The sequence below is a fragment of the Staphylococcus sp. ZWU0021 genome (assembly GCF_000798895.1).
In the GTDB taxonomy this organism is placed as follows: domain Bacteria; phylum Bacillota; class Bacilli; order Staphylococcales; family Staphylococcaceae; genus Staphylococcus; species Staphylococcus saprophyticus.
Genome location: NZ_JTLN01000027.1, coordinates 71917 through 98540, shown reverse-complemented (window position 1 = coordinate 98540; position 26624 = coordinate 71917). Strand labels below are relative to the sequence as shown.

Below are 26624 nucleotides of genomic sequence, written 5' to 3'. Positions count from 1 at the left end.
TCAACCTTTCAATGTGTTAGTTACCGTTTGATAATCAACGTGTTTAAAAAAGTATGACCCTGCAACTAACATTGTCGCACCATGGTTAACTACAGTTTCAACAGTGTTATTGTTAATACCACCATCTACTTCAATATCAAAGTTTAAGCCTTGCGCTTTTTTGATTTCAGATAATTGATCCAGTTTTTCTACGCAATCATTTATAAATGTTTGACCACCAAAACCAGGGTTTACTGTCATAACCAATACATAATCTACCATTTTTAATACCGGACGAATTGAATCAACTGGCGTCCCAGGATTAATCACCACACCAGCTTTTACATTTTTATTCTTAATTTGTTCAATCACTCTGTGAATATGGGGTGTTGCTTCAACATGTACTGAAATCATATCAGCGCCATGCTCAGCAAATAATTCAACATATTTTTCAGGTTCTTCTATCATAAGATGCACATCAATAGGTAGATCTGTACCTTTACGTACTGAATCCAATATAGGTAGTCCGATTGAAATGTTAGGTACAAATTGTCCATCCATGACGTCAAAATGTACCCCATCAACGCCTGCCTTTTCTAAAGCAGTTAACTCTTGTTGTAAATTCAAAAAATCTGCTGATAATAATGATGGATATAATTTTGCCACTTAATATCTTTCCTTTCTATTTGAAATTTCTTTAAATAGCTGTAAATAATGATTGTATCTAAACTGGGCAATATTGCCATTTTCCAATTCAGCTTTAACATTACATTTCGGTTCATTAATATGGTTACAATCTCTGAACTTACATGTCGCACCATATTCATGTATTTCCATGAAATAATTTTTGATTTCATCTTTTTGTATATGATCATAATCCACAGCACTAAAGCCTGGCGTATCTGCTATAAAGCCTTTAGCTCTCTCAAACAATTCAACATGACGTGTTGTATGACGACCACGATTTAACGCTTTAGAAATGTGTTGTGTTTCAATCTCTATATTAGGAAAATATTTATTCAATAACGTTGATTTACCAACACCTGATTGACCACTCAACACAGCTAAACCATCACCCCAACTTGAAAAGACTTGTTCAATATCTTCATTAATACTTATGAATTGTGTTTTATAGCTCATATTCTCATAAACTTCTAGCAATTTTTCAATATCGTGTTGTTTTTCCAAAGATGTCAAATCTTTTTTAGTTACAAGAATACGCGGACGCATATGATAAGAATGCGCAATTACTAAAAACCTATCTAGTAACTGTGTAGAAAAATCTGGTTCTACAGCACTCATTACAATAATGAGATGGTCGACATTACTAACAGGCGGTCGCTTTATTTCATTTTTTCGTTCATGTACATGATGTATATAACCTTCCGTTACATTTTCTACTTCAAAATCAACGACATCACCTACAATAGGTGAAAATTTATTTTTTCTAAAAAGGCCACGTGGTTTTGTATCATACATTTCACCGTCTACATCAACTCGGTAAACACCACTGATTGATTTTATGATGCGTCCTGTTTTCACTTAGGCACCCCTCTTTTAAATACTTTTACCATTTATATTATAGCAAAGCATTTTTGATTTAAATATGATTTGAAACGATTTCGGCTAAATTTTCAGTTGTAAATATCGATAACGATACTTTTCCACTTAATTATTCTATGAATGAAATTGAGATAATAAATTAAAAGCACCAATTTAATCCAAATTCGACTAAATTGGTGCTCATTTTATATCTTCTATTTGTGGTTCGCTAGAGCTTTCGCTCTTGCATAAGCGACACTATGCTCTCTTCGCTCGCTAAAAATCATAAGGTATATCTTTATCAGCAACAACTTTACCATCTACACGAACGGTATAACCAGCCGTTTTACCTTTTTCTATTGTCATCGGTATTTTAATGGTTTTATTGTCTTTTATTTTAAATGTTTGTGAAGGTGATGTCCCTTCGCCATCTTTGTCTCTTACAAACACTTTTACTTCTTGGCTGTCGTCATCTTTACCAGTATATTGAACTTCATACGTTTCTGTATAATCTTTAGTCGCTGGTTCATCATCTTTAGATTCTTTGTCATCTTTATCTTTATCGTCAGCATTTTTTTCCTCATCTTCTTTATCATCATCAGATTTTGGAGCGCCTTTTGAAACGGTGAATTCAATTGTTGAACCTTCGTCTATTTCTTCATCTTTTGGTGATTGGCTGATAACATTATCTTTTTTAACTTTCTTGTCCTCAGTTTCCTGAGTGACAACTACCTTGAATCCTTTTGCCTCTAACTCTGATTTTGCCGTTTTAAAAGCTTTATTCTCATAGTCATCAACGTAAACTTGTTTTGTCCCTAAAGATTCAGTAAGCTCTATATTACTATCATTCACTTTCACTTTATCTCCAGGATTCACATTTTGTGATTCAATTAAACCTTTAGCGATATTTTGTTTCGTGTACGCTTGTTTCACTTTTGAATCTTTGATGCCTAAATCTTTTAATTTATCTAAAGCTTCGGATTTTGTCATACCAAATAAATTTGGCATTTCCGTCAATTCAGGTCCTTTAGATAAAACAATGTCAACTTTACTTTGTTGTTCTAAACGATCCCCTTTCTCAGGCGTCGTTTTTATAATTTTATTCTCTGGATATTTATCACTATATTCACGCGATATATTACCCATTTGTAATTTATTTTCTTTTAAAATATGTTCTGCTTCTTTTTCTGTCTTACCTGATAAATCTGGTGTTTCTAAATATTTATTTCCAAACATACCCATTGCCATGAATCCAAATAAACCAAACAGCAATAAGACGATTATAAGTGTATAGAAAAACTTCTTTTTCTTTGTACGCTTTTTTTGTGGTACCTCATAAATATGTTCTTCACTTGATTGAAATTGTTGTTGATTGACGATAGGAATCTGCATTGTTTCTTTTATGTTTTTTCCTTTATCTTCATCTCTCGTCTGGTTGACAATATCTGATTTATTTATAGGAATTGTCTTGGTATTCTCCTCAACGGATTGATACCTCGCTTCATTCTCACGATTTTCAGACAATACATTTTCTAAATCACTTTGCATATCTCTTACTGATTGGTAACGCACCGTCTTATCTTTTTCCGTTGCTTTCAGTACAACATTACTTAGTGCTTGAGGTACATCCGAGCGTTCATCAGTAATATTAGGCATAGGATCTTGGATATGCTTAATTGCAATACTTACTGCTGTTTCTCCAGAAAACGGTGGTTTACCAATAAGCATTTCATATAATACAACACCAATTGAATAAATATCGGTACCATTATCTGTCGATTCACCACGTGCTTGTTCGGGTGATAAATATTGAACTGTACCTAATACATGGTTCGTTTGTGTCATTGTTGTTTCGCTTAGAGCTTTCGCAATACCAAAATCTAAAATCTTCAAAGTCTGGTGCTTATCTATTAAAATATTTTGTGGTTTAATATCACGGTGTACGATTTTAGTATCATGAGCATGTTTAATTCCATTAATAATTTGATTGGTAAAGTTGAGTGCTGTTGTGGTATCCAAAGGTTGGTTTTTTTGAATGTATTCAGATAATGTCGGTCCTTCTATATATTCCATTACTAAATAGAAATTATCATCATCTTCCGTAACATCAAACACGTTCACTATATTTTTATGTGATAGTTGTGTTAAATTATGTACTTCTCTTTCGAAACGTTTAATAGTTTCTTCTTTCTCACCAGCAGGAATCCTAATTGCTTTGATCGCTACTTTACGATTGAGAATTGTGTCTTCGGCAAGATAGACAGTACTCATTCCGCCACCACCGAGTTTTTTAATGACCTCGTAGCGCTCACTTATTATTTTGCCTATCATACTTTATCACCTTCAATCTCAGCCAATACAATACTCACATTGTCATTCGTATCTTCAGATAGTGCAAGTTCTATTAAGTCTTGACCGTGTGTCTCTAATTCTTTCGCTTGCACCAATGTTTCTTGAATTTGATGGTTACGTACAAAATCGGTTAAACCATCAGAATTTAACATTAAATAATCATAGAAATTCGTTTTTTTCACAAATATATCTGGCGTCACTAACTTATCAGTCCCCATCACTTTGGTAATGATATTTCGTTGAGGATGATTAAATGCTTGTTCAGCAGTAATTTGCCCAATCATCATGAGATGATTAACAAACGAATGATCATTCGTAATTTGTTCAATCTCTCTACTATTCACTAAATAAGCTCGTGAATCACCAATATTTGCTACTACAATATAGTTATCAAATACTAAAGCACAGACACAAGTTGTACCCATGCCCTTATATTCTGGGTTTTCTACTGACATTTCATATAACTCACGATTAATAGCTTTTAAAGTTGTTCTCAACCAATTTTCAGCTTGATCAGCTTCGATAAGATTTTCCACTTCAAAACGACGTTGAAGCTCATCAGTGACAAATTGGCTCGCAACTTCTCCTGCTAGGTGACCACCCATACCATCACAAAGCACTAATAGCTGTTGCTCTGTACGATTATAAAATACGCCACCTGCATCTTCATTTTTATCACGGTATCGACCCGTGTCAGTAAAAAATTGTGCTTTTAGCATGCCCCTACCTCGTTTCTACTTTTCGTTCCTTAGCTCTTAATTGACCACAAGCAGCGTCAATATCAGCACCTTGTTCACGTCTAATTGTTGCATTTATCCCTAAACGCTTCAATTCTTTTTCAAATTTAAAGATATCTTCTTTAGGTGTCTTCACATAATTTCTTTCTGGTACGTGATTCACTGGTATTAAGTTAACATGGCAATTCAATTCTTGAATTAAATGCGCTAATTCCCTAGCATGTTCAATTTGGTCGTTGACGCCACCAAATAAACCATACTCAAAAGTAATACGTCTATTTGTTTTTTCTTGATAATAATGAATAGCTTCCATTAATTTTTCTACATTATATGCTCTATTTATCGGCATCAAACGTGATCGAATTTCATCATTTGCACCGTGTAAGCTAACCGCAAAATTAATTTGAATATCTTCATCAGCGAAATCGTATATTCTTGGAATAATTCCTGAAGTTGACACTGTAATATGACGCGCTCCAATATTTAGTCCATTATCATCATTAACAATTTTTAAGAAATCCATCATTTCATCATAGTTTTCAAATGGTTCTCCAATACCCATGATAACGATTTGTGATACACGCTCTTCTGTTTCATCTAAAGCTTTTTGAACTGTTAATACTTGAGAAACAATTTCTCCAGCTTCTAAGTTACGTTTTAAACCGCCTAATGTAGAAGCGCAAAACGTACAACCAATACGGCAACCAACCTGTGTGGTTACACAAACAGAATTCCCGTATTCATGTCTCATAAGGACCGTTTCAATTGTATAACCATCTTGTAATTCAAATAAAAACTTAATTGTACCGTCTTTACTTTCTTGTTTTACAACTGTTGTCATGGTTGTCATTGTAAAATTATCTTTAAGTACTTCTCTTAATTCTTTAGATAAATTTGTCATATCATCAATGTCATCGACGCGTTTTTCGTAAAGCCACTCAAAAATTTGTTTCGCTCTGAATTTTTGCTGACCATTTTGTACCAACCAATCTTGCATCTCATCGTATCTTAATGAATAAATTGATTGCTTTTCAAAATTGGGAAGAAACTTATTTTTTTTCTTCTTTTCTGCAGTTATCATATTTTAATTTTCCTTTCTTCTTATCCTAGTTATGAAAAAGCCATCAGAGTTAAAATCTTGAGGTAAAATTTGCATCGTTTTTACTTTTTCTCCAGTTATTGGATGTTCAAATTGATCGAATTCAAAATCTTTATTTTCTTTTAAAAATGTATATACAACATTTTCATTTTCCATTTGCTCAATCGTACAAGTTGAATAAATCATTGTACCACCAGGTTTCACATTATATTTCACATTATTTAAGATTTCCAATTGAATTTCAACCAAAGATTCAATTGCATGTTGCGATTGTTCATATTTTATTTCTGGTTTATGTCTTAAAACACCTAAACCACTACATGGCGCATCTACTAAAATCTTATCATACACTTTATCATATTTTTCAGTTGCATCGTGTTCAAATGCAGAAATGTTAGATAAACGTAATTTTCTTATATTAAAATCTATTAAATCTATTTTATGTTCATGAATGTCCGTCGCATCAACATGTCCAGTACCATTTAATATTTCAGCAATATGACAAGCTTTTCCACCAGGTGCACTACAAGCATCTAAAACTTGGTCACCTTCTTTTAATGCCATTAATTCACCAATAAACATTGAACTCTTATCTTGAATAGATATCAGTCCATCTTTAAACATACGAGATTCAATAATTGGCTTACCACTAATATGTAGACAAGTTTCGATTTCTCTATCTTGTTCTACAATATAATCATCAGTGAGTCTTCTAATAGCATCGTCTACTGAAATACGAGTTAAGTTAACACGTACGGTTGTAGTTACTTTATCTAAAAATGATTGCGCAATTGTTTCTGTTTTTTCAATACCAAAATGCGTTGTCCAGTGATCAACCAACCATTTGGGTAAACTGTATTCAATCGCGATACGTTTTTTGTCATCTGTAATTTCAGTAAAATCTGGTAAGTCACTGCGCATAATATTTCTTAGTATACCGTTCACAACATTACCATTATGCGGACCGCCTTTATATTTAGCAATTTCAACGGCTTCATTAATAATCGCGTGTTCAGGTATTTTATCTAAATAGACATATTGATAAATACTCATCCAAAGTAACTGTCTGACCCAACCTTTTAACTTTGTTTGAACAAAAGGTTTCAGCAAATAATCTAAAGTATATTTTCTTTTTAACGTGCCATATACTAATTCTGTATATAATCCTTTATCTGCTCTATTTAATTCATTATTTGATAACACATCATTAATGATGATGTTACTATAGGCTTTATCATTTATAATATCTTGAATGGTTTCAAATGCTAACGCTCGCACATTTGTTTCTATTGTCATGTTAGTACCTTCCCAACAAGTGAAGTTTGCACGCCACTTAAGTAGTTTGCAGTTAACATACGTTTTTTCCCTGCAACTTGAATATCTGTTAATGCAATTGCATCGTCGGAACCTGTCGCAACGATGATTGCTTTTTTCGTTGTTTCAATAATTGTACCTGGTTCACCTGTTTTACCTTTTTCAATTCGGGATGCATATACTTTCATGTTACCATCATCCATAACTGTATAAGCTACTGGCCATGGTGATAGACCTCTTATATGGTTGTAAATAACTTCAGCCGATTGGTACCAATCAATCTTTTCCTGTTTTCTACTTATATTAGTAGCAAAACTAGCTTCACTTTCATTCTGTGTAATGCGGTTATTTGTACCATTAATAATAGAAGGTAAAGTCTCTTTTAATAATTCTGCACCTAAAAAGCTCAATTTATCATGCATGGTACCGACATCATCTTGGTGCTCAATTTCTATTGCTTGTTGAGAAATGATATCTCCTGCATCTAATTTCTTAACCATATACATTATAGAAATACCTGTTTCTGTTTGACCATCCATGATAGCTTGATGAATCGGCGCTCCACCTCTATATTTAGGTAATAACGACGCGTGGACATTGATTGCCCCTAACTTTGGCGCATTTAATAATGATTCAGGCAATATTTGCCCAAAGGCTGCAGTTACGATTAAATCTGCTTCTAAGTCAATAAGTTGTTCTAACTCTGATGATTGGGCTAATTTTTCTGGTTGATATACTGGTAAACCGTGCTTAATTGCAACTTCTTTCACTGGTGGAGGTGTTAAAACACGTTTTCTACCTACTGGTCTGTCTGGTTGCGTGACTACTGCAATCACATCATGTTCAGGAATTAACATTTCTAGCACTTTTGTTGAAAAATCTGGTGTTCCCATAAAAATGACTTTACTCATTATCAAAATACGCCTCCATTTCACTTTCACTTAAAAATTTCTCTACACGTTCAGTAAACAATCTTCCTTCAAAATGATCTATCATATGTAAAATCATTCTCGCGATATCATCATATGCAGTCATCTCAACTTCATTACCTTTTTTATCATTACTCTTAACGACAATCATTTTACTTCTTTCCACTTCACCATAAACATTAGGTATACTGATAGACCCTTCTAAATCAGTCACTTTTGTATCCGATTCACTTATAATTTGAGGATTAATCAGTTGTAACAATCCATCCATTTCCATATCTATCATCGCTACTTTTTGTGCAACACCTATCTGCGGCGCACATATCGCAGATGCTTCAACATCATACATTGTATCTTCTAAATCTAACAATAATTGTTCTAAATTTTCATCAAATTTTGTCACATCCGGTATAGACTTATTAAGAATAGGGTGTTTGCTTGTTACAAGTTGTTTGATTGTCATATCGATTTCTCCTCATAAAAATTCATCATATTATTATAACTTATTTTAGTGGAAATTGCACCATTCATTGAAAGAATACTTTACTGAACATATTGAGTAAGTAGTAGGATAAGTCTTCATTCAATCTATCTTCATAAAATATAAAAAGTGCAGAAATAGATATCTGCTCATATTTAAATGGGCTTTTTATCTATACTGCACTTTAAAACGATGTTCATAGTATACAAGACATATTTCAAACCTTTACATTTTTCATTATATATTGAGCATTGATCGTTCTTTAAGCTTATTGTTTTTCATCAATCTAGAATCGTTAACCGATTCACTTGATTACCAAGTTCATCGAAATTTTGTGCTGCTAACCAACTTTCAAATTTAAGTTTATTTTGCTGCCACTCTTTATCAATCATTGCTAACCAATATGTGTCACGATTACGATTTTTATACACTTTATGATTTCTAAAAATACCTTCAAATTTAAACCCTAGCCGTTGGGCAGCTTTAATAGACGGTTCATTTAAAGCATCACATTTCCATTCATATCTTCTATAACCTAATGTTTGAAATACATAATTGGCTAATAAAAATTGCACTTCCGTGGCAATACGTGTTTGTTTCATGACATTAGCGTAATGTATATGACCAACTTCAATTGAACCATTATGGCGATCAATTCTGAGTAAAGATAAAATGCCCACTGCTTCAGATGTTTCTTTATCAATAATGGCGAAAAAATACGGATCAGTAGAATTGATTTTCTTATCTATATAATTTTCAAATGCTTGAAAATCGTGAGGTTGCTCATCAGGTAAATATGTCCAATTCGGCGCATCCGCTTCATCAGAAAAATAATTAAATAAATCTTGAATATGACATTGCGCTAACTTTTCTAATCTGCAATATTGCCCTTCTAAAACTTTCACATTGGGTAAATGAGCTTGTTTAAACTCATTTTGTTCTTCACCACTGGGTTGCTTAAACTCATTATATCGCACATGAACACTCCTTTTTTCCCTAAAGCATAAACTAACGTTACTATACTAAAGTAAATCTTCCGCAGTCGTATTAAAAATTCAGCTAATATTTTAGCGTCATTTTGATTGAGTGTTAATTGTTGTTGTTCAATTTGCTTAATCATCTCTGGATTTAATACGATATCGTAAAAGGACGTAATTCTGTTTGACAACTCATTGATACTTAATCCAATTGCTTTTCTATTTCGAATTAAACTCATAGGCGTACTCCTTAGATTAGACATAAAAAGATATTGATCTCATTTCTCACTTAGTCGGTTGCTTTTCTTAATCGTTATTGTCGTTCTCAATACGTACTCTAATCATTTATGCGTGACTCGTTACTCTTTAATATAACTTTAATTAATATTAAATGCAAAAAAATGTAGCAAATTATTTTTTATAAATTTTAATAAATATTAGTTAATTGTTAAGATTATATCCATAGCGCCATCACTATACTTCATATTTATATCTAACTTTTATGTTTTTTTGTCCAAAAAAAAGAACAAACTATTTTAATGGCTAATCATTTACCTAGCAAAACAATTTGTTCTTTTTTCTAATATTTTTATACAAAAGTCAGTATACATTAGCTTCGTTATATAACGTGCTCAATATTACATCATCATCTGCGGTGCGATATCTATTTTCAAAGATAATTTTTCTTTTAAATATTGATCATGATAATAATCGTCTAAATATTTTAATGCTTCGTGTAATGCAGGTTCTCGTTTATATTTCACTAATATTTGAAAGCGATATTCGTTATTGATTCTTGATAATGCGGCCGGAGATGGGCCAAGTACAAGTGCTTTGTCTGTTAAATGTTGCAGTAATATTTTATGAATATGCTTGGATGCTTCCATAACTTTTTTCATTTCTTTATGCGCAATAGTAAAATTAATTAAAAAGAAATACGGTGGGTACTTTCCAATTTTCCTATAATTCATTTCTTTTTGAAAAAAGGCTGTGTAATCATTTTCTTGGACATCTTTAATAGCATAATGATCTGGATTGTATGTTTGAATAAGCACCTGTCCTTCTTTTTCATGACGACCAGCTCGACCAGCAACTTGCGTTAACAATTGGTATGTTCGCTCACTTGCTCTAAAGTCTGGCAAATTCAACATTGTGTCAGCATTCAAAACACCTACTAACGTAATATTAGGAAAATCCAATCCTTTAGCAATCATTTGTGTCCCTAACAAGATATCCCCTTTTCCTGAACCAAAATCATTTAATAACTTTTCATGAGCACCTTTTCTAGAAGTAGTATCCACGTCCATCCGTATAATACGAGCCTCTTGAAACGCTTCTTGTAAAAGTTCTTCAACTCTCTGTGTGCCAGTACCCATTTGTCTAATATGCTCACTTTCACAATTAGGACATTGATTAGGTGGTACTTCTTGATGACCACAATAATGACATTTCAATTGATCTGTTGATTTGTGATAAGTCAATGAAATATCACAGTTCGGACACTGTGGAACATGCCCACAATCTCTACACAACATAAATGAAGCATAACCGCGTCGATTTAAAAAGAGTACAATTTGTTCCTGATTATCTAAGCGTTGTTGTATTGCATCTCGTAATTGATTAGAGAACATAGAGCGATTTCCAGAGTTCAATTCTTCTCTCATATCTACAATTTCTACCTCAGGTAAAGCTTGTTGATTAACTCTGTTAGGTAACGATAGTAACTCATATACACCCTTTTCAGCTCGTGCAAATGATTCTAAACTTGGTGTCGCGCTGCCTAATATTAAAGGACATTGATGATACTCACTACGCCATTGCGCGATATCTCTTGCATGATATCTAGGATAATCTTCTTGCTTATACGAAGATTCATGTTCTTCATCTATAATAATCATCCCTAAATTTTTAAATGGTGCAAAGACGCTTGAACGTGCACCTACGCTCACACGTGCTTTACCGTCTCTAATCTTTTGCCATTCATCATAGCGTTCACCTTTGGATAATCCAGAATGTAGTACAGCAACTTCGTCTCCAAATCTACGTTTAAATCTTAATACCATTTGTGGTGTTAAGGCAATTTCTGGAACTAACATCATTGCTTGTCTATTAAGATTTAGTACTTCTTCAATTGTTTGTAAATACACTTCTGTTTTGCCTGATCCTGTCACACCATGTAATAAATAGGTACATTGTTCATGAGCATGTATCTTTTCTGATATGGCTTCAAATGCACGTTGTTGGTCTGAAGTCAGATGTTGTTTCACATCTTGTTCAAAGACCCTAGTCTCAAATGGATCACGTTCAACGACAGCATCATATTTTTCAACAAAGCCCTTGCTAATTAATGTATCTACACTAGATTTTGAATAACCCATTGCTTCTATGTCTTTAAGTAAAACGATGCGATGTTGTTCATCTAATAAAAAGGCATATAATTCATATTGCTTCTTAGATTTTTCTAATGAATTTAGCACACTATCATAGTTAAATCCTTCAACAACACATATGGCACGTTGTTTTTTCTTATTTACATTTTGTGATAGTAAGGTTACTTCAGATACAATACCTTGTTTTAATAATGGCGCAATTTGTGTTAAATCATCATTTTGCTGTGCTGCTTTAAATGCATAGTGTCCTGATGAGTCAAATTTCCCTGCTAAAGTTTCAGGCAGTGCATTCGTATCTTCAATAGAAAAGACCTTGGTATATTTTGCTTTAATTGCACTTGGCAGCATAACTTCAAGCATTGAAATACGTTTTGTAACGAAGTAATTGTTATACCACTCAGTAAATTGAATTAATTCTTCAGTCAATTCGGGTTTTATATCTTGAATTTCTTTAATTTCTTTTAATTTATTTATATCTATATTGCTATCAGGCTGGTCTGTTATCTTCATGACATAACCTTGAATTGTTCTTGGTCCAAATGGAACAATGACACGCATACCTATTTGAATCATTGATTGTAACCTTATAGGAATTATATAATCAAATGTAAAATCAACACTCTTAGAAGGTATATCAACAATTACTTTTGCTATCATTTTATTGCCACCTTGTTTCTAAACTATTCAATATATGCTCCGCTAATTCGACTTTTTTGTGTTTGCCTAAAGGTATAGCGTCTCCATTTTTATAATACATCGTATAATCATTGTCATCGGAACTAAAGCCAATCGTACGGTCTCCAACATTATTCGCAATAATCACATCTGCATTTTTATTATGCAATTTTTTTTGTGCATAAGCTTCAATATTTTGTGTTTCTGCTGCAAATCCAACTAAGTATTGTGATTCTTTATGTTCTCCTAAATATTTCAAAATATCTGGTGTACGTTTAAATTCTACAGATAAAGTACCATCTTGTTTTTTTAATTTATGGTCCAACATTTCTACTGGCGCATAATCTGACACGGCAGCAGCTTTAAAAACGATATCTTGTTTAGCAAAACGACTTCGAACCGCTTCGAACATTTCTTCTGCACTTTGTACGTGTACTACATCAACATGCTTCGGTGGTGTTAAATGTGTCGGTCCTGAAACTAAAGTAACTTCTGCACCTCGTTTAGCTAAAGATTCAGCAAGCACGTATCCAATCTTACCTGAAGATCGATTTGATAAAAAACGAACTGGATCTAATTCTTCTACAGTGGGTCCAGCAGTAATTAATACATGTTTACCAATAAAGCTACTTGATGCTGGCACAGCTTTTTGTTTTATGTCATTAAAGTATTGCTTTATGCGCTCTACAATTTGTAAAGGTTCTTCCATACGCCCCTTCGCTACATATCCACATGCTAAAAAACCTTCTCCAGGTTCTAAAAAATAGTAACCATCTGAACTTAAAGTCGCTAAATTATGTTGTGTCCTCTTATTTTCATACATATGCACGTTCATTGCAGGTGCAATAAATTTAGGCGTTTCAGTTGCTAACAACGTTGACGTAACCATATCATCTGCAATGCCATTTGCTAATTTAGCAATTGTATTTGCAGTTGCTGGCGCTACGATAATTGCGTCTGCCCAATCACCCAGCGCAACATGTTGAATTTCTTGAGGATTTTGCTCTATAAATGTACTCGTATAAACGGGATTTCTCCCAATAGCTTGGAATGCTAGTGGGGTAACAAATTCCTGAGCATGATCAGTAAGCATGACTCTGACATCAAATCCAGCCTGCGTCAGTTTACTCGTTAAATCAATTGCTTTATATGCAGCTATACCACCTGTAACAGCAAGTAATATTCGTTTCATTATATAGTCATTCTCCTTCGATTGAATTAGATCAGACGTGGGTGACGTCTCTTATAATTGAAAATCAAAATGTATGTCCCTCATAATTAAATTAACTTTTCGATTACTGTTCATTATACACAATTTATTAGTTAAATAAAAAAAGCACACCTTGCGACTGCATGGTGTGCACTTGAAAGATATTCATTTAATAACACATAGATGGCTATATAAAATTCAATATCTATGCTTTTTAATTAATACGTTTTTAAGAATAGTTCGTCTGGGAAAACTTCACCGTCAGCAATTTCTTCTAAAGCTTTACCAACAGGTTTTTCTGAAATGTATTTTGTTAATAATGCACTTTCAGGTTTCTCGTCTATTTCACGCGCACGTTTTGCAGCTGTAGTTGCAATTAAATATTTTGAATTAATTTTTGATGTTAATTGGTTTAATGGTGGTTGTAACATTATTTTTTTGCCTCCAGTATCATTTTTCTATATTTTGCTTCTATACGTTCTCTCTTCAAATGTTCAGCTTCAACAATAGATTGAATACGTTGCTTAGCTAACTCAACTTCGTCATTAACTACAACATAATCATATAAATTCATCATTTCCACTTCTTTACGAGCTTCATGCACTCGGCTTTGAATTTTTTCACTGGATTCTGTACCACGACCTACTAAGCGCTCACGTAAATGATCTAAACTTGGTGGCGCAAGAAAAATAAACAATGCATCTGGGAACTTTTTACGTACCTGTTTTGCACCTTCTACTTCAATTTCTAAAAATACATCGTGCCCACGATCCATAGTGTCTTTAACGTATTGCACAGGCGTCCCATAATAATTTCCTACGTACTCTGCATATTCTATAAATTGATCTTGTTTTATTAACTCTTCAAACTCTGATTTTGCTTTGAAGAAATAATCAACACCATCGACTTCACCCTGACGCTTATCACGTGTCGTCATCGAAATAGAATATTTATAAGATGTGGACGGGTCATCAAATATTTTCTTTCTAACTGTACCTTTCCCAACGCCAGAAGGTCCAGATAGCACAATCAACAAACCTTTCTCATTATCCATGACTTACTACCTCTCTAAACTATTCTTCTATTATTAAACTATGATACCACAATTTTCATTTAGTTGTATAGCGTCCAACAGCACAAACTTTGGTCATGACCATTTCTTTATGCCATGTTACAATATGATGAATGACTAAAAATAAGGTGGCTGATAGTAATGGCATATGATGGTTTATTTACAAGAAAAATGGTGGAATCGTTACAATTTCTTGTAGACGGAAGAATCCATAAAATAAATCAACCAGAAAACGACACGCTTCTTGTCGTTATTCGACAAAACCGAAAAAATCATCAACTTCTACTTTCTATTCATCCTAGCTTTGCTAGAATGCATTTAACAAATAAAAAATATGATAATCCATTTGATCCACCCATGTTTGCACGCGTTTTCCGTAAACATATAGAAGGTGGCATCGTTAAAGCAGTAAGACAAATTGGGAATGATAGACGTGTAGAAATTGATGTTCAAAGCAAAGATGAAATTGGAGATACAATATATAGAACTATAATTTTAGAAATTATGGGTAAACACAGTAACTTAATATTAGTTGATGATCAGCGTAAAATCATTGAAGGCTTTAAGCATTTAACACCGAATACCAATCAATATCGCACAGTAATGCCTGGCTTTCAATATGAAACACCACCAACTCAAAATAAAATTAATCCTTTTGAAATAACTGGTAATAAAGTCATACAATATATCGATTTCAATAAGGGCAAAATTGCACGTCAACTTCTTGATCATTTCGAAGGCTTTAGTCCATTAATTACAAATGAAATTGTGAATCGCAAACGATTTATGACAAATGATACGTTACCAGAAGCATTTGATGAAGTCATCAATGAAATTAACCATACACCTACACCCGTTTTTCATAAAAATCACGAGACGGGTAAAGAAGATTTTTACTTTATGAAATTAAATCAATTTTATGATGATGTAACAGAATATGACTCATTACATGATTTATTAGACCGTTATTATGATGCACGTGGAGAGCGAGAGCGTGTAAAACAACGTGCAAATGATTTAGTGAAATTTGTACAACAACAATTGCATAAATTTCAAAATAAATTAAATAAATTGATTGATGAACAAGAAGGTACAAAAGAAAAAGAATTACAACAATTGTATGGGGAACTTATCACTGCTAACATTTATCGTATTAAACAAGGTGACAAATCGGTCACAGCCTTAAATTATTACACTGGTGAAGAAGTCACTATACCGCTTAACCCTACAAAGGCACCAGCAGTGAATGCACAAAATTATTACAAACAGTATAATAAATTAAAGACAAGAGAACATGAATTGCACCATCAAATCGATTTAACCAAAGAAAACATTAATTATTTTGAAAGTATAGAACAACAACTTGCTCATATTTCAGTCAATGATATTGATGACATTCGCGATGAATTAGCCGAGCAAGGGTATATGAAACAACGTAAACAGAGTAAGAAGAAAAAGAAACAAACTATGCAGTTACAAGAATACGTATCTACAGATGGAGATACAATCATGGTTGGTAAAAACAATAAACAAAATGATTATTTAACGAATAAATTAGCTAAGAAACATCAACTTTGGTTCCATACGAAAGATATTCCCGGATCACATGTCGTCATATTAAGTGATGATCCGAGTGAAGAAACAATTAAAGAAGCGGCCATGTTATCTGGTTACTTCTCAAAAGCAGGTAGTTCAGCTCAAATTCCAGTTGATTTTACTGAAATTAAACACGTGCATAAGCCTTCAGGTGCAAAACCAGGTTTTGTAACTTATGATAACCAAAAAACACTTTATGCAACACCCGATTATGATCACATTCAAAAAATGAAAGTAAAGTAAATACGATATAATATTACGGTTGTATCCTATAACAAACAAAAGCGGGACGATGAAATCAATTTTAGAAATGTTGATTTCATCGTCCCGCTTCTATATTAGTATTTAATTTTTCTCAGGTAAGGCTAATTGGAAATTAACACCAAACTTATCTTGAATCCATGCAAATTCTCTAAAAGGTGGCATTTCTGTTTTTGGCATTAAAATGGCGCCACCACTTTTCAGTTTACTAAATAATCTCTCCATTTCAATTGCGCTATCAACTGTCACGTATAATGACATTGCAGGGTTCATCTCAATATCTACCCCATTCATATTATCAATTGCCATAAATACTTGATCTTTTAATCTAAAAATGGCATGTTGAACAGCGCCTGTTGGTTCTTCATCACTTTCGCTGTATCTTACCAACGCTAATATTTCAGCGTCCTCAAATGTATTAACATATAAATTAATAGCTTCTTCTGCATTGCCGTTAAACATCAGAAAAGTTGTTATCTTAGGTATTGCCATTATTCTACCTCCTAAACCTTTATACACTTTAGAATAAAGGATATACTATCAAAAATCGAATTTATGCATTTTATGTTCGTAAATTTCTAAATTTAAGATAAGTTAATAAATCCATTACCAAGTACGTCACGTACGTCATGAATCACTAAAAATGCATTTTCGTCTTCTTCATTTACTAACTTTTTAACTCTTGTTACTTGTGATTGTGGCACAACAACGTATAACATGCTTGTCTCATGTTTACCATAACCACCTTTACCGTTTAGTATCGTAGAGCCTCTACCTGTGAAGCTGTTGATTTTATCACTAATCGTTTCGTTTTTACTAGAAATGACTGTAACTGCCTTTTTGGGATTAAAACCTTCAATTATAAATGAGGTCGCACGCTCAGTAATGAAAATCATTATTATTGTAAATAGCACGTTCGTGAGTGGCAATACAAATAAAAATGATAGTACGACTAAACCATCTAATACAAAAATACCCTGTGCTGTTTTAATATCAAAATACTTATTAAGCATTTTTGCAATAACTGATGTACCACCTATAACACCACCGGATGCAATAACTAACCCAATGCCCACACCGACTAGTACACCACCAAACGTTGCATTAATTACAAAATTATCTACCCCTGTCTTCCAATGTTCAGTTAAATCTAAAAATATAGAAATGGAAGTATTGGCGACCACAGTATAAATCGCTGTTCTTGTGCTTAAAAATTTCCAGCCAACAATAATGACGAGGGTATTAATAATTAAAGATGAAAGTGCTGGTGACCAACCGAAAGCGTATTTAAGCGCTAATGACATGCCGACGGTGCCACCATCACCTAAATTTGACCCTAGTATAAAGCAATTGACTGCAATAGCACTAATAAAAGAACCAATAAGACAAATGATCATATCTTTTGTATTGTTTTTAAGTAACTGTCGAATTTTTTGCATACAAGTCCCCCTTACCAAAATATCAAAGCTTTAATATCTTATTTTTACAATTTATTTTAAAATAAGTATATAGATCTTAAATACATAGTTTATAAATCATTTGATACTTTAATTATCTTTTTTAGTAAACTAAGCATATCATATGAATATACTTATTAACTGTTATACTTAAACTAATAGCTTTTTCTTTTACCATTTTAACTTCTATAGTTAAAATGAAACTAAATTACATTGGAGGTAATGTTCATGTCTTTTTATATTATTCCTTTACTTATTGCAGCCCTTGTATTACTTGTAGGCTATATCATCATTAAAATAATGATTTGCTAATACACTATTAAAAAATTTATAACGTACGGGGCACCTATAATTGAAATCAACAATTCATGATAATCAATATAAATGTTGTTCCCTTTCTTATTTCAAATAGGGGCTAATCAAACTTATTTAATAAAATAAATTTGATTAGCCCCTACTTATTTGCCATGTTATTAACTTAAATCGTCTATTCGTTAAGCTTATTATTTAATATGCCCTTTTTGCTTTATAGTTGATTTAGATTTTTTATATATATTTTCTTCTGATTTTTGCTTTAACATTTCGTAATCAATATCTGATATGTTTTGGTCTCTATAATCTTCATTTTTATTCAAAAATTTATTCAAATGTGCGAAATGATTATAAGCTTCTTTCGGGTCTTTTGTCATAACATCCCCTCCACTTAGTATATTATGACAAGTTGTCTCTCCAATCAACTAAAGACCTAATATCATTATCAGAAATTTCTCCATTTTCTTTTGCAACATCAATTAATTCATTGTAATTGCTTAATGTATAAAATGGCATTTGCGCTTGTTTGAATTGTTCATCTGCTTTTTTTAAACCGTAAGTAAAGATAGCTACGACACCAATAACATCTGCCCCCGCTTCTCTTAAAGCTTCGACTGCAGTAATTGATGAACCACCCGTTGAAATTAAATCTTCAATAACAACTACTTTTTTTCCTTTACTTAAAGCACCTTCAATTTGATTTTGTTTGCCATGACTCTTACTTTTAGAACGAACATAATTCATCGGTAAAGCTAATTTTTCAGAAACATACGCAGCATGGGGTATACCAGCTGTGGCAGTACCTGAAACTATTTCCACGTCTCCAAAATATGTTTCGATTAAGTCACACAGTCCATCTCTAATATGTTGACGTACTTCTGGATATCCAAGTGTTACACGATTATCACAATAAATTGGTGATTTTATACCAGAACTCCAAGTAAATGGATCATTCGGGGATAGTGATACTGCTTCAATTTCTAATAATGCTTTTGCAATTGCTTTAGCCATATTAACCTAACCAACTTTCTTTGATTTTATGATAACTTGCTACTGGGTTTTCACTTTTGGTGATTGGTCTTCCAACAACAATATGTGTTGAACCTAATTCTTTAGCATCTTCTGGTGTTGTAATACGTTTTTGGTCGTCTGAACTAGCATCTTTTGGTCTGATACCAGGTGTTACCTTTAAAAAGTCATTACCTAATTCATTTTTCACTAATTCTGCTTCTAGTGGTGAACATACGATGCCATCCAAACCTGATGATTGTGCTAAAGTTGCATAGTTCAAAACAGCCTCCTCAATTGAAGTTTGAATGTTTTGTTCCTTGTGCAACATCGTTTCAGTTGTTGACGTCAATTGAGTAACTGCAATTAATTTAATATCGGGGTTGTGTTTTTGCAAACCGTTCAAGGCTTGTTTCATCATTTCTGTACCACCTGCCGCATGCACATTCACAAGATCGATATTTAATTTGCTTAAGCCTTCCATTGCTTTGCCAACCGTATTAGGAATATCATGCAATTTTAAATCAAGAAAAATGTCATGTCCTCTATCCTTTATTGAAGCAATCAGTTGAGGTCCAGTTTGATAAAAGAGTTCCATTCCAATTTTCACGAATAGTGGTTCATTAAATTGGTCTAAAAACTGATCTACAGCTTCTGTTGAATCAAAATCTAAAGCAATAATTGGCAAGTTTTTCATCTAGCTCTACATCCTAACCTTTTTTATTTCATCTTATCTAATCCATCACAAAGTCAATGATTGTTCATTGTTGTGACATTTCTCACTTATTCATTACTACATATTTTTCATTGTAAATGTCATGCTTTCAATTACACGTGTTAATGCAACAACCGTATCTAATGAGGTTAGACAAGGCACGCCATTTTCTACGGAGGCGCGTCTAATTTGGAAACCATCTCGTTCGAATTCTTTACCTTTGGTCATCGTATTCACAACGATTTGTACTTCTCCATTTTGTATACGCGTAAGTAAATCATCTTCGCCACCAATTTTTCCTACTACTTCTGAAGGTATATTATTCTCGGCTAATTTTCGTGCAGTACCTTGTGTTGCTAAGATTCTATATCCTACTTCATTTAATCGTTGTGCAATAGAGACAATTTCATCTTTATCTTTATCGCTGACTGTCATCAAGACCGTACCATGATCTTTAACTTCCATCCCACTAGCTGTTAAACCTTTAAACAGTGCTTTTTCCATAGTTGCATCTTTACCCATCACTTCACCTGTTGACTTCATTTCAGGTCCTAACGTGATGTCGACGTTTTTCAATTTGTTAAAGCTAAATACGGGTGCTTTCACAAAGACACCTTCTGTATAAGGTTGGATGCCTGGTTGATATCCTAAGTCCACTAGCTTGTCACCTATGATTGCACGCATAGCTAACTGTGCCATTTGAATATTCGTAATCTTGCTTAAAAATGGTACTGTACGACTCGAACGTGGATTCACTTCTAATACATATACACCATCATGCGCAATTACAAATTGAATGTTAATTAAACCAACAATGTTTAAGCCTTTTGCTAAACGAATCGTAAAGTCTTCTAATGTTGTCATTTCTTCTTGCGTTAACGTTTGTGGTGGATAAACAGCAATGGAATCACCTGAATGGACTCCCGCTCTTTCAATATGTTCCATAATACCTGGTATAATCACTGTTTCACCATCAGAAATCGCATCTACTTCAATCTCTTTACCTGTCAAATATCTATCGACTAATACCGGATGGTCTGGACTTGCTTTAACTGCTTGATTCATGTAGTCTTCTAATTCTGCATCACTATTAACGATTTCCATAGCGCGACCACCTAATACATAAGAAGGTCTGACGACGACTGGATAGCCAATACTGCGTGCATTTTCTAATGCTTCTTGTGGTGACGTTGCAGTTTTACCATTAGGTTGTGGTACATCAATCGTGTGTAATAACGCTTCAAACTCTTTACGGTCTTCTGCTCTATTTAAATCTTCTAATGATGTTCCTAAAATCTTCACGTCATGTTTCGCTAGTTTATCGGCTAAGTTAATGGCCGTTTGCCCACCAAACTGTACAACGACACCTTTAGGTTGCTCTAAATCTATAATGTTCATGACATCTTCTTCAGTTAACGGTTCAAAGTATAATTTATCCGAAATAGAAAAGTCGGTCGAAACAGTTTCTGGATTGTTATTAACTATAATCGCTTCGTAGCCCGCTTGTTGAATTGCCCATACAGCATGTACAGTGGCGTAATCAAATTCTACACCTTGTCCAATTCTAATAGGTCCTGAACCTAAGACAAGAATTTTTTCTTTCTCTGTGACTACAGATTCATTTTCATATTCATACGTGCCGTAATAATAAGGCGTAGCAGATTCAAATTCTGCAGCACATGTATCAACCATTTTATACACTGGTATAATGCCGTTTTGTTGTCTTAAATCGTACACCTCTTCTTCTGTCATATCGAATCGATGTGCGATTACTCTATCACTAAAACCGTAATTTTTTGCGAATTTTAAATAATCAATGTCACCTTTATTTGATTTCAAATCGTGTTCAATATCTATGATGTGTTGGAATTTATTTAAGAAGAAATAATCTATTTTTGTCATTTCATGTATTTCTTCTAATGTAGTACCTCTGCGAATTGCCTCACCTATAAAGAATAAACGTTCATCATCTTGGTCTTGAATACGTTCTTTAATATAACCTAAATCAAATGTTTCACCATTAGGTAATCCTAAGTGATGTACACCATATTCTAAGGAACGAATTGCTTTTAGTAGTGATTCTTCATATGTTCTACCAATTGCCATTACTTCACCAGTTGCTTTCATTTGAGTTCCTAAGACACGTTCTCCTTTTTCGAATTTATCAAATGGGAAACGAGGAATTTTAGAAATTACATAATCTAAAGTTGGCTCAAATGCTGCATAGGATGTTTCTGTTATCGGATTTAACATTTCATCTAGTGTTAAACCAATAGCGATTTTAGCTGCTAATTTAGCAATCGGATAGCCCGTTGCTTTTGAAGCTAATGCAGATGATCTTGAAACACGTGGATTCACTTCAATAATATAATAATCTAATGAGTGTGGGTCTAATGCTAATTGCACATTACATCCACCTTCTATACCGAGCGCTCGAATAACTTTCAATGATACATCACGTAACATTTGATACTCTACATCTGATAGTGTTTGGCTTGGTGCAACAACGATTGAATCACCTGTATGTATGCCGACAGGGTCAATATTTTCCATATTACAAACTACGATTGCGTTATCGTTTTTATCACGCATAACCTCATATTCTATTTCTTTAAATCCTGCAATTGATTTTTCAATTAGACATTGTGTTGCCGGACTATAATGTAGACCGTTTGTTACAATTTCTTTGAATTCTGCATCATTGTGACAAATACCGCCACCTGTGCCACCCATTGTGAATGCAGGTCTAACGATGAGTGGATAACCCACTTCTTCTTTAAAAGCAAAAGCTTGTTCAACTGTATTAACGATATCACTTTCAGGAACTGGTACGCCTAAATCGTTCATAAGTGTTCTAAATAACTCTCTATCTTCCGCTTGTTGAATGGATTCCAATTCAGTACCTAATAGTTTTACATTATTCGCTTCTAGTTCACCACTATCATGCAACTGAATCGCCATATTCAAACCAGTTTGGCCACCAAGTGTAGGTAATAATGCATCTGGTTGTTCTTTACGTATAATACGTGCGATGAAGTCATGTGTTAAAGGCTCAATATAAACTTTATCTGCAATTTCGTTATCCGTCATAATTGTTGCAGGATTGGAATTCACTAAAATGACGCGGTATCCTTCTTCTTTTAACGCAAGACAAGCTTGAGTTCCAGCATAATCAAACTCTGCAGCTTGACCGATAATAATTGGTCCTGATCCTATTACTAAAATGGTTTCTATATCTTGACGTTTAGGCATTATTTGTAAGCTCCTTTGTTTTATATTCATTTATCATGTCTATAAATTCATCGAATAAGTAGTTTGAATCTGATGGTCCTGGACATGCTTCTGGATGATATTGTACTGAAAAAGCTGGTAATGATTTATGTCTCAAGCCCTCAACCGTATCATCATTAATTGCAATATGTGTCACTTCTAGGTCAGTATTTTTTAGAGATGCTTTGTCAATGGCATAACCATGATTTTGACTTGTTAAAGCTATCTTTCCAGTTTTTAAATCTTTAACCGGATGGTTAGCCCCTCTATGACCAAATTTCATCTTAAATGACGTAGCACCTTGTGATAATGCAAATAATTGATGTCCTAAACAAATACCAAAAAATGGTATTTTCCCTAAAATGCCTTTAATCATTTCAACAGCTACATGGACTTCTTCAGGGTCACCTGGGCCATTTGACAGCATAACACCATCAGGTGACATGCGAATAATCGCTTCTGCTGAAGTGTCATAAGGCACTACAGTTACATTACAACCACGCGCGTTTAATTCTCTAACTATGTTTTGTTTTTTTCCAAAATCTACTAGTACGACGCTAAGTCCATAACCTGTAGAAACATATGGTGATTTAGTAGAAACAGTTGTGACTTCATTTCGCGGCAATTCAACGGATTGCAGCTTTGCAATCATTGAATCAATTTCACTTTTTTCATCTGTAAAACCTGCTTTTAATACACCATTGTTTCTTATTTTACGTGTAATGCTACGTGTATCTACACCTGAAATTCCTGGTATATCATATTCTTGTAATACTTCATGGAATGTCTTTTGCTTTCTGAAATTACTTGGTTGGCGACTCGCTTCTTTCACTACAACACCATTTAACGTTGGAACAAGTGCTTCAAAATCATCTCTGTTAATACCATAATTACCAATTAATGGATAAGTAAATGTAATAATTTGACCAGTATATGATGGATCTGAAATTGTTTCTTGGTAACCAGTCATAGCTGTGTTAAATACAATTTCTCCTAATGTTAATTGATCTGAACCTATTGGATAACCTTCATAATATGAACCATCTTCTAATACGAGATAACGTTTTTTCAACATCATTCTTCCTCCTCAAATTTAACTTCGCCTTCAACCATTGTTAATACGGGTGTACCGTAAACTTTGTAACCGATAAATGGTGTATTGGTTCCTTTAGATGCAAAATCTTCTGCTTTAATTTCGCTTTCTTCTTCTAAGTTAATGACTGTTAAATCTGCTAAATAACCTTCTTCCAATCTTCCAAAAGGTAAATCAAATGTTTGTGCAGGTTTGATTGTTAAATAATCTACCAATTGTTGAAGTGTCCAATCTCCATTTTTAACGAAATGAGTGTATAGTAATGGGAACGCTGTTTCACTTCCAACTATACCAAATGGTGCTTTCGTCATTGGCTGATTCTTTTCTTCTGCTGCATGTGGTGCATGATCCGTAGCTATACAATCAATCGTGCCATCTAATAAACCTTCTAATAATGCCTCTCTATCCTCTTTACTTCTTAAAGGCGGGTTCATTTTATAAATAGCATCATCACCTGGTACATCATCTTCTGTTAATAATAAATGGTGTGGTGTGACTTCAGCAGTTACATGAATGCCTGCCTTTTTAGCATCTCTAATTGTTCTGACACTTTCCTTTGTAGATACGTGACATACATGATAATGTGCGCCTGCTGCTTCTGCCAGTAAAACATCTCTCGCGATTTGTACAGCTTCACATATATTTGGAATACCTGGTATACCTAACGCTTCACTACGCTGACCTTCGTGCATTGCTCCGCCGTATATTAAACTGTTATCTTCACAATGTGCAACAACTGCTTTATTTACTTTTGCAGCCGCTTGCATAGCTTCGTACATCATGCTAGCTTGTTGTACACCAACACCATCATCTGTAAATGCGAATGCACCGTTGTTAGCAAGTGTTTCAAAGTCCGCGTGTTCTTTCCCAGCCTGTCTAACTGTGATTGCTGCATATGGCAATACTCTTACTTGTGCATTTTCTTCAATTAATTGGTTTAAGCGATTCAGATTTTCTTCTGAATCAGGCACAGGTTTCGTATTCGGCATTGGACATACTGTAGTAAATCCACCTCTCGCCGCTGCTTTCGTACCCGTTTCTATTGTTTCTTTGTGTTCACCGCCTGGTTCACGTAAATGGACATGGACATCAACTAATCCTGGCGAAACGAATTGTCCTTTAACGTCTATGACTTCAGTCTCTGATGTAACATCAATGTGTGGTGCGATTTTTTTAATATGTTGTCCCTCAATTAAAATCGATACCGTCGTTAATTCACCATTTTTTAAGATTTTTGCATTTGTTAATAATTTCATTTTGCTGTTGCCCCTTCCGTTTGTAAGATATGATCTATAACTGCCATACGTATATACATACCATTTTCCATTTGTTTAAAAATACGTGATTTCGGTGCTTCTACTAATGTATCTTCAATTTCTACACCGCGATTTACTGGTGCAGGATGCATGATAATTGCTCGATCTTTCAATAAATCATAACGTGATTGCGTTAAACCAAAATTTTCATGATATTGACTCACTTCAAAGCTAGTAACTTCACTATCCTCATGTCTCTCGTGTTGGACTCTTAACAACATGACAATATCGATTCGATCAATCACTTCATCAATATCAACATAAGGTGCTTCTAATGTTTCATCTTTCCATTCATCTGGACTAGAGAACATGACATGCGCACCTAATGCTGTTAGACTTTGGTAATTACTTTTCGCTACACGTGAGTTCTTGACATCACCACAGATAAGTACATTCAAACCTTCAAAAGTCTTGTATTCTTCGTAAATTGTCATGAGGTCTAGTAAACTTTGTGTCGGATGTTGTCCGCTACCATCTCCAGCATTGATGATAGGTATATTTAAATGCTTTAATTCATCATAATAAGTTGTTTGTGAATGTCGAATAACTAACACATTGGCACCAATTTGTTCCAGCGTTTTACAAGTATCATACAATGATTCACCTTTTTGAACGGATGATGTACTTGTCTCAAAATCTATTAACTTTAGTCCTAATTTTTGTTCCGCTACTAAAAAACTACTTTTTGTACGTGTGGAATTTTCAAAGAATAGATTAGCAACAAATTTATCTTCAAAACATCCTGGCTGCGCGTTACCATTTTTAAAAGCGCTCGCACGTTGTATTAGATCGTAAATTTCAGTCGTATTTAAGTATTCCATTGAAAGTAAATTATCCAT

Annotated in this window: 24 protein-coding genes; 1 reads left to right on the top strand and 23 read right to left on the bottom strand. The window is 33.8% G+C overall.

Translation table 11 applies throughout. From position 1 onward, the window contains the following. The 14 genes from rpe to gmk form a co-directional block, all read right to left on the bottom strand. On the bottom strand, positions 1–645 hold the full coding sequence (gene rpe, locus L987_RS05950; RefSeq protein WP_047503564.1) for a ribulose-phosphate 3-epimerase: 645 nt from the start codon (positions 643–645) through the stop codon (positions 1–3). Beyond that, entirely contained in the window at positions 646–1521 is an 876-nt protein-coding gene (gene rsgA, locus L987_RS05945; RefSeq protein ID WP_047503560.1) for a ribosome small subunit-dependent GTPase A, read from the bottom strand. 276 nt (positions 1522–1797) lie between these two features. Then, positions 1798–3852 carry a Stk1 family PASTA domain-containing Ser/Thr kinase gene (gene pknB, locus L987_RS05940; protein WP_047503557.1) on the bottom strand — a complete coding sequence of 685 codons (2055 nt, stop codon included), beginning with the start codon at positions 3850–3852 and terminating at the stop codon, positions 1798–1800. Then, positions 3849–4592 carry a Stp1/IreP family PP2C-type Ser/Thr phosphatase gene (locus L987_RS05935; protein WP_002483508.1) on the bottom strand — a complete coding sequence of 248 codons (744 nt, stop codon included), beginning with the start codon at positions 4590–4592 and terminating at the stop codon, positions 3849–3851. Before L987_RS05935 ends, pknB begins: the two co-directional genes overlap by 4 nt. Before the next feature lie 4 nt (positions 4593–4596). Beyond that, complete coding sequence (gene rlmN, locus L987_RS05930) at positions 4597–5691, bottom strand: 23S rRNA (adenine(2503)-C(2))-methyltransferase RlmN (protein ID WP_011303297.1); 1095 nt, start codon at positions 5689–5691, stop codon at positions 4597–4599. Between the two features lie 3 nt (positions 5692–5694). Next, positions 5695–6999, bottom strand: a complete 1305-nt coding sequence (gene rsmB / locus L987_RS05925) for a 16S rRNA (cytosine(967)-C(5))-methyltransferase RsmB (RefSeq protein ID WP_225310433.1) — start codon at positions 6997–6999, stop codon at positions 5695–5697. Positions 7000–7001: 2 nt separating this feature from the next. After that, entirely contained in the window at positions 7002–7934 is a 933-nt protein-coding gene (gene fmt, locus L987_RS05920) for a methionyl-tRNA formyltransferase (protein WP_047503552.1), read from the bottom strand. Further along, positions 7927–8415, bottom strand: a complete 489-nt coding sequence (locus tag L987_RS05915; protein ID WP_011303300.1) for a peptide deformylase — start codon at positions 8413–8415, stop codon at positions 7927–7929. Before L987_RS05915 ends, fmt begins: the two co-directional genes overlap by 8 nt. A 299-nt stretch (positions 8416–8714) precedes the next feature. After that, entirely contained in the window at positions 8715–9410 is a 696-nt protein-coding gene (locus L987_RS05910; protein WP_047503546.1) for a GNAT family N-acetyltransferase, read from the bottom strand. Then, the gene (locus L987_RS14145; protein WP_231558579.1) at positions 9335–9649 is read right to left on the bottom strand and encodes a hypothetical protein; all 315 of its coding nucleotides are present in this window, start codon (positions 9647–9649) and stop codon (positions 9335–9337) included. The genes L987_RS05910 and L987_RS14145 overlap by 76 nt, the downstream gene beginning before the upstream one ends. A gap of 399 nt (positions 9650–10048) precedes the next feature. After that, positions 10049–12457 carry a primosomal protein N' gene (priA, locus tag L987_RS05905; protein ID WP_047503543.1) on the bottom strand — a complete coding sequence of 803 codons (2409 nt, stop codon included), beginning with the start codon at positions 12455–12457 and terminating at the stop codon, positions 10049–10051. 1 nt (position 12458) lies between these two features. Beyond that, a complete protein-coding gene (gene coaBC / locus L987_RS05900; protein ID WP_047503540.1) occupies positions 12459–13667 on the bottom strand; it encodes a bifunctional phosphopantothenoylcysteine decarboxylase/phosphopantothenate--cysteine ligase CoaBC in 1209 nt (402 codons plus the stop codon). Positions 13668–13903: 236 nt separating this feature from the next. Beyond that, entirely contained in the window at positions 13904–14116 is a 213-nt protein-coding gene (gene rpoZ / locus L987_RS05895; protein ID WP_002483517.1) for a DNA-directed RNA polymerase subunit omega, read from the bottom strand. After that, positions 14116–14739, bottom strand: coding sequence for a guanylate kinase (gene gmk / locus L987_RS05890; RefSeq protein WP_002483518.1), 624 nt, complete (start codon positions 14737–14739; stop codon positions 14116–14118). Before gmk ends, rpoZ begins: the two co-directional genes overlap by 1 nt. Before the next feature lie 159 nt (positions 14740–14898). Here gmk and L987_RS05885 point away from each other — a divergent pair, with 159 nt between their 5' ends. Next, positions 14899–16596: an Rqc2 family fibronectin-binding protein gene (locus L987_RS05885; protein ID WP_011303305.1), complete on the top strand. Its 1698-nt coding sequence runs from the start codon at positions 14899–14901 to the stop codon at positions 16594–16596. Between the two features lie 102 nt (positions 16597–16698). Here the strand turns inward: L987_RS05885 and L987_RS05880 are convergent, their stop codons facing one another. The 9 genes from L987_RS05880 to L987_RS05840 form a co-directional block, all read right to left on the bottom strand. Next, positions 16699–17106 carry a VOC family protein gene (locus tag L987_RS05880; RefSeq protein ID WP_011303306.1) on the bottom strand — a complete coding sequence of 136 codons (408 nt, stop codon included), beginning with the start codon at positions 17104–17106 and terminating at the stop codon, positions 16699–16701. Between the two features lie 92 nt (positions 17107–17198). Then, on the bottom strand, positions 17199–18053 hold the full coding sequence (locus L987_RS05875; RefSeq protein ID WP_047503538.1) for a YitT family protein: 855 nt from the start codon (positions 18051–18053) through the stop codon (positions 17199–17201). Between the two features lie 521 nt (positions 18054–18574). Next, on the bottom strand, positions 18575–18760 hold the full coding sequence (locus L987_RS05870) for a hypothetical protein (RefSeq protein WP_011303308.1): 186 nt from the start codon (positions 18758–18760) through the stop codon (positions 18575–18577). 22 nt (positions 18761–18782) lie between these two features. Continuing rightward, entirely contained in the window at positions 18783–19394 is a 612-nt protein-coding gene (gene pyrE / locus L987_RS05865) for an orotate phosphoribosyltransferase (RefSeq protein WP_002483523.1), read from the bottom strand. 1 nt (position 19395) lies between these two features. Then, positions 19396–20088 carry an orotidine-5'-phosphate decarboxylase gene (pyrF, locus tag L987_RS05860; RefSeq protein ID WP_002483524.1) on the bottom strand — a complete coding sequence of 231 codons (693 nt, stop codon included), beginning with the start codon at positions 20086–20088 and terminating at the stop codon, positions 19396–19398. Positions 20089–20184: 96 nt separating this feature from the next. Further along, positions 20185–23358, bottom strand: coding sequence for a carbamoyl-phosphate synthase large subunit (gene carB / locus L987_RS05855; protein WP_047503534.1), 3174 nt, complete (start codon positions 23356–23358; stop codon positions 20185–20187). Continuing rightward, entirely contained in the window at positions 23351–24451 is a 1101-nt protein-coding gene (locus L987_RS05850; protein WP_011303312.1) for a carbamoyl phosphate synthase small subunit, read from the bottom strand. Before L987_RS05850 ends, carB begins: the two co-directional genes overlap by 8 nt. Continuing rightward, positions 24451–25725 (bottom strand): dihydroorotase, encoded by a 1275-nt coding sequence (locus tag L987_RS05845; protein WP_047503531.1) that lies wholly within the window; start codon positions 25723–25725, stop codon positions 24451–24453. The genes L987_RS05850 and L987_RS05845 overlap by 1 nt, the downstream gene beginning before the upstream one ends. Continuing rightward, positions 25722–26624, bottom strand: a complete 903-nt coding sequence (locus L987_RS05840; protein WP_047503528.1) for an aspartate carbamoyltransferase catalytic subunit — start codon at positions 26622–26624, stop codon at positions 25722–25724. Before L987_RS05840 ends, L987_RS05845 begins: the two co-directional genes overlap by 4 nt.